The following is a 6950-nucleotide window of genomic DNA, read 5'->3' as shown; positions in this document are numbered from 1 at the left end:
TCATAAGTGATGACTGGTGTGTCCTGATCACGGTAGGAAAGGTCAACATATCTCGGCTCTTTGTCCAGCACATAACCGTGAGCTGTTTTTACTTCCTTCACATAGTATTTTCCAGCCGGGAGATCTCCCATCTGTGCAATACCATTGGAATCTGTGGTAATGGTTCCTACTTTTTCATCTGCTTTGAAATAATCTTCACTGACACCATCTGCCGCTTTGATATCTTCCGCAGCAAATACATCGAACGTCACATCTGTAAGGCTTCCGGTTACATACTCAAAAAGATGCTCCACGGTACCTTTTACATGATCCAAAAGTGTCACCTTATCCAGAAACTCTCCATTTTTGTTGATGATCAGAAGTCCTGTTGGAACTTCATCTTTCATCTCTACTTTCTGAATCTCGGCAGTATCTTCCAGTGTGAACTTCACATCCGTCGTTTTCAGATATCCATACGGTGCCATTTCCTCTCGAAGGGTGTATTCTTCACCCACAGTCAGTCGTTTGATCACATGTGGCTGATCTTTTACAGAAGTCCACTGATCCACAACATTTCCTTCTTTATCAAGAACGGTGAGTTTTGCCCCATCCAGTTCCACACCTGTTGTTACATCAGATTTTCTGATTTCAACTGTTGTCGGCTGGTTCTTTTTCACTGTTTTCAGTTTTACTGTCTTCACATCCTGCCCCTGGTAAGAAGCATCCAAATTCAGAACTTCATCAGAGGATACAAATCCCGCCGGTGCTTTTAACTCTTTCACATAATATTGTCCAAGCGGCAGATCCAGCGTACATGCTGCAAGACCATCGTTATCAGAAGTCATTTCCTGCAGAAGTGTATCTGCCTTTACAATGATCTCACCTTTCTCATTCTTCAGATCTTCTGTGTTATAGATGCCAAAGACAGCTCCTGCTACGGTTGCACCATTTTCTGCATCCTGTTTTTCTACCTGGATTGCAACTTTCTGGCGGTCATCGCCAACCATCACTTCCTGTTCGATCACAGGTGTATCCTGATCCGCATAGACAAATGAGACATCCGATCTGTCATGGTTCAGGACGAATCCTTCCGGTGCAGTCTTTTCTACCACATAGTAAGAACCAAGCGGCAGGTTATCAGCAACTGCTTTTCCGTCTTCCCCGGTCATTACCGTTGTTACCAGTGCATCTTTTGCATAGATCAGCTGTCTGTTCCCGTTTTCATCTTTCTGATAATCCGGTGTATAGATATTTTCAGCTGCATAGACATGAAAGGATGCACCCTTCAGGTATCTTTCTTCATAAACAAAATCCTTTTTAAATCCGGTCAGCATCTCACCTTTTTTATAGATCGTCAGCTTTCCTTTTACCGGATGGTTCTCGTAGTCTACCGTAATAATGGCATCTCCGCTCTCAGAATCCATCTGGTATGCTGTATTTGCATCCACCGCAATCTCTACATAGTTCTTATTGATTGTGTACCCTTCCGGTGCGTTGACTTCCTCAATCCGGTAATGTCCAATCTTCAGATTCTTCGGCATGATCAGATATCCCTGGCTGTCCGTAAAATAGGACTTGTGAGTAGTTGTCACTGGGTAAGTTGTTACCTGCTCCACATACTTCTTGTTGTCCAGGTCATATACCTTAAATTCTGTTCCGGCAATCAATACAGATTTCTTTGTTTCATCGTCTTTTTTCACGATTTTCAGTTTTGCCTTAAACTCTTCATCCAGAAGCACTCGCCAGATCTGTGGCTCGTTTGGATGATGTTCTGTGATATTCACTTCAAAATCATCGACTGGCTTGTAATTGTGCGGTGTTGTAGTTTCACGCACGATATAGCTTCCAAATGGTAATGGAATACTGCAGGCATACCCTTTTTCATCTGTGAAAATCTCAGTTGCTCCATTTTCTCCACTCACTACTGGTTTGGCAGAATCAAAATCATAGCTTCCATCTGCTTTCTTTGTAAGGGAAGATTTCAGATAAACTGTAAATCCAGCTCCGGATAACAGATCAGCATCGGTCTTTCCATTGTTGGCTGCTTTGATGATCTGGAATGGCTGCTTGATGACCTGCTCACTGGAAGTGCACTCTCTTTTTACTTCTGCTGTCATATCGCCTTCATAACTGCACACAAGATCATGCTCTTCTGTATCTGCCAGGTATCCGGTCGGCGGTGTGATCTCTTTGACATAATATTTGCCAAGATATAAACCTTTTACAGAAGCCTGTCCTTTGTCATCTGTTGTAAGAGATGCTACCTGCTCTCCTGCTTTATAAATAGTTCCCGTTGCTCCGTCCGGATGCACGATATCTTCACGGGCATACAGACCATAAACTGCATCTTTCAGTGTGGCATCTCCCTGTGGTACTGCTTTTCCTGTTTCTTTATCAACTTTGAATAAATTGATCTTTGCTGTCACACGGTCATTGCTGAAGGTATGGGCAAATGATACGGTTGCTTCTTTATCATTGGTGTAAGAAAACTTGAACGTATACACATCTTCTGTATTTCTTACATAGCCTTCCGGCGCCTGATCTTCTTTTACAGAATAGGAATATCCAATCGGAAGATCTGCTGTGAATTTTGCAGTTCCATCTGCTCCAGTAGTTGCTTTCTCAATCAATGTTCCTTTTTTCACAACAACGGTTCCGTCTGCATTTCTAATATCATCGGATGCATATAGAGCAAAAATACCGCCATTCAGTGGTTTCTTGGTATCTTTATCCTGTTTTACTACGGAAACATCTGCTTTCTGTCTCTCGTTGTTAAAAGTCACATCTGCAAATACAACTTCTTTATTCTGTCCGGCATAAGTCAGAGTCACTGGCTTTTCTTCGCTGCCGTTATAGAAATTGTCCGGTGCTTTTGCTTCTTTCACCACATAGCTTCCAAGATGCAGGTTCTTCAGTGTAACAGAACCATTCTCTCCCGTAGTCAGATTATCTTTTACCAGGTCACCTTTACTGTACATTTTTTTGCCATAAGCAGTTAAGATATCTGCCCCGGCATACACGTTATACACTGCATTTTTCTGTCTGCGGTTTTCATACTGGAATACCGTTCCATTTTCACTGACATCTGCTCCGGTAAGAACCTGTCCTTCTTTGTAAATGGTAAGCTCTGCCAGCTGTTCCTTATTTTCCACAGTTACCGATGAGGTTTTACTTGCTACCAGTTTTACATTTGTTGCCGTTGCATTTACTACATATCCCTGTGGTGCTGTGATCTCTTTCAGATAAACAGTATCCTGTGTCTTGATGATCGTAACAGAAGATTTTCCATTCTTATCTGTTGCCGGCATCTGAGTGATCAGCTTTGTACAAGCCTCATCGCTGTATACACCGAATACTGCACCTGCAAGATTAACATCCGCTGTATCGTCTTTCTTTACGATTTCGATCGTAGCCTGTTCAATCCAGGACACCTTTAAGCTTACATATTTTTCATCAGCGACACCTTCTCCAAACACAAATGCCAAATCCTGAACACTTGTATTCGTAGTCAATTTATATGCTGAATAATCTTTTGTAATACTTCCCTTCATTTTTGCAGAAAAAGTAGCACTTACATCTCTTGTCTGTGTCAGAGGAGCTGAAAGATAAAACGTGGTTCCGCCTCCAATTGTTACGCTTGCACCTGCCGCACTTACATTTCCAGTAGATACATTATAAAGCTTCACTCCCTTTGGTAAGTCCATTGTGATTTTCTGCTGGGAAGATGCATTGAACTTAATGTTCTCCGTTCTCTGAACATTTCCATCTACATAAGCTTTTACATTCGGTTTGGAAAATGACATCGCTACATCTGGTATTTCCGGCTTATTTACACAATAATTATAGAGTTCTTTTGCCAAAGCCTCGCCTGTAGCATTTGTTCCATAGAATGCATCACTGCTTCCATTGGCATATGATGCAGCCATGTGAATAATGATGAATCTTTTTCCTTCTGAGAAATCCGTGTGTTTATTCGCAAAAAAGCTTTCGCTCCCTGCGGCAGCTGTGCCGTAATAACACACTTTTGCTAACGCCTGATTGTCTCCAATCTTTGTGATTGTATAATTTCCAGATCCTGGTCCTGGTTTTGCCGGCTGTACACAATACGCAGTTGCTCTGACGCTTCCGTAGCTGATATAGTACGGCTCTGTCAGATAGGTTCCAAGATTATAATCTGCATATCTATACAGAGGTCCTTTTTCGATTGTTACCTGCTGTGTACTTCTTGCTGAATAAGCCGAAACTGCTTCAAATGTTGCAATCTCTCCCTCTTCCATAGAATCAAGATCCACACCTTTGTCTCCTGCCTGTTCCAAAACATCGTGAAGCTCTAACCCTGATTCTTCATCATAGGTATCCTGATTCTGTGCCTGCTCTACTAAATCATCAAATTCATCAGCATCAATATCGGTAATTTCCGAGTCTGATTCTGACTCCTCCGCTTCCTCTGTCTGCTGTTCACTGCCAGCTGTTTCGGATTCGGTTACTGCTTCACTCCCTGCAGTTTCTGTCTGCGTTTCTGTTTCTTTCTCACGCACAATCAGCTTTCGGCTGATCTGATACTTCGGATGCTCCTGATTTACCGGTTCCACATAATAGACCGCTTTGTAAGTGTCCGCATGATCTGTCGTAAAATCCTCATCCTTGTCGTTCTTTGCTTCCTCAAATGTGACTTTAACCTTGTCATCATCCTTGATTTCCAGTCCTGTGTAGTCTGATTTCACATCAAATACACTGCCTGTTTCAATTTCATAATCTTTGGCAGTCACCACTTCATCTTCATCCAGAAAATCTTTCACATCCTCATAAAGTGGAGGTTTTTTCTCTGGCTGAATCTCCGCTGCATATGCAGTCATCGGAGATAACACTGTACTAAGCATTGTCATGCCTGCCAGCAATCCAGATACTACTTTCCTAAAATTACCTTTTTTCTTCATGCTAAGGTCCTCTCTTTCATAATATTTGTATGAAAACAGACAGTCCTTAGACTGCCTGCAATACACTACTTATCGTTGTGGGAAAATCAGATTGAACTGCACATTCCCCTCGCCGGGATCAACCATCTCCACAGTTGCTTCATACTGTCGCCCTGTTTTTCTGGATACCAGATCCTTATAATGGATTTTTCCTTTAGCCAGGAACTTCTTTGCTGCCGCCTTATCCATCTTTTTCCCCTGGCTTGCAAGGAATTTATCATTCTTCCACAAGGTAAAAGCACAGTTCCGGTCAGAACAGTAAAAGTTTACTTTTCCTTCCCTGACATCTGCTCCACAGCGGGGACATTTGCCAATGACTTCTCCTTTTGCTTTTCCCTGAAACTGCCCTTTCTTTTCTTCTGAAATACCCTGATATCTGGCAACCAGTTCCTGCATCAGCTCTGTAATCCCATTTAGAAATTCATCTGCTGTCTCTGTATTCTGGGCAATGTGATTCAATGCCATTTCCCACTCTGCTGTCATCTTCGGGGATTTAATCTCATCCGGCAGAACCGTAATCAGTACATTGCCATCATCTGTCGGCACCAAATTTTTCTTTTCCCTTTTCACAAAACCAGACTGAATCAGTTTTTCAATGATGGCTGCCCTTGTTGCCGGAGTACCAAGTCCTTTCTTTTCCGTATCTTCGATCAGTTCTTCGTTCCCAGCACGTTCCATCGCAGAAAGCAGGGTATCTTCTGTGTACTGTTTCGGTGGCTGTGTAAAATGCTCCGATACAAAAGAATCACAAGGACCGTAATGCTTGCCTGCCCAGATATCCAGCTCCGGCTCTTCTTTCTCACTCTTTACGCCAAAGAACTGTTTCATTTTATTTTCGATTGCCTTGAATCCTTCCTGCTTTGTTTTCTTTGCCGTGAGATAAAACGTATGATAATTACAGGTAATCTGACATTTATGGCTCTCATAAATATAAGGATCTGCGGTTGCTGTCAGTACCCTGGCACTGATCAGATACAAAATCTTGCGGTTTCGCTCTTTCAGTTCACCAATATCTGCTTTGGCTACTTCCATGGTTGGGATAATCGCATGGTGATCAGATACTTTCTTTGAATTTAATACCTTACTCACGTCCGGCTGATATTCCAGGCCTTCAGCATAAGGCATTTTCCCAAATAACATCTGAATCAGAGTTTCTGTGCTTTCTCCCATCTCATCTGTCAGATACTGGCTGTCTGTTCTCGGATAAGTGACAAGCTTCTGCTCATACATCTCCTGCACAGCATCCAATGTCTGCTGTGCGGTATAGCCAAACATTCTGTTAGCTTCCCTCTGCAGGGTGGTCAGATCATAGAGTTTTGGAGGGCGGACCGTTTTCTCTTTCACATCATCCTTCTCCACTTCGCACATACGCTCCTGACACTCTGCAGCCACTTTATCTGCATCTTCTTTTTTCTGAAAATGCTCTGTGACCGCATCCATATCGTCAAACTTGATATGAGCCATATAATATTTTTCTTTGGTAAATTCCTTGATCTTCTGATTTCGATCCACAATCATGGCAAGTGTTGGTGTCTGTACTCTTCCAACTTTCAGATTCTGGTTATACAGAACGGAAAAAAGACGGCTCGCATTGATTCCCACCAGCCAGTCTGCCTTTGCCCTGCAAAGTGCTGACTGATAGAGACTGTCATAACACGAACCGTCTTTTAATGACGAAAATCCATCTTTAATTGCCTGTTCTTCCATGGAAGAGATCCAGAGTCGCTTCATCGGCTTTTGACATCCTGCCTGCTCATACACCAGACGGAAGATCAGCTCACCTTCACGTCCTGCATCAGTTGCACAGATCACTTCATCTACTTTGGAATCTCTCATCAGTTTCTTTAAGATTCCGAACTGCTTCTTTGTGCCCTCCAAAATCTTGTGTTTCCAACATTCCGGCACAATCGGCAGATCTTCATATCTCCATTTTTTATATTTTTCATCGTATTCCGATGCATCACATAATCCAACCAGATGTCCTACGCACCAGGA

Annotated in this window: 2 protein-coding genes; both read right to left on the bottom strand. The window is 42.6% G+C overall.

All coding sequences use genetic code 11. The features are described 5' to 3' along the window. Nucleotides 1–4916: SpaA isopeptide-forming pilin-related protein (locus LKD71_RS17455; protein ID WP_227616366.1), on the bottom strand; the 4916-nt coding region annotated here is incomplete at its 3' end. Nucleotides 4917–4985: 69 nt separating this feature from the next. Further along, nucleotides 4986–6950: DNA topoisomerase (locus tag LKD71_RS17450; RefSeq protein ID WP_227616365.1), on the bottom strand; the 1965-nt coding region annotated here is incomplete at its 5' end.

It is taken from the genome of Fusicatenibacter faecihominis (assembly GCF_020686945.1).
Taxonomy (GTDB): Bacteria; Bacillota; Clostridia; order Lachnospirales; family Lachnospiraceae; genus Limivivens; species Limivivens faecihominis.
The sequence above is the reverse complement of the archived record's forward strand: the minus strand, read 5'-3'. Positions and strand labels throughout refer to the sequence as shown.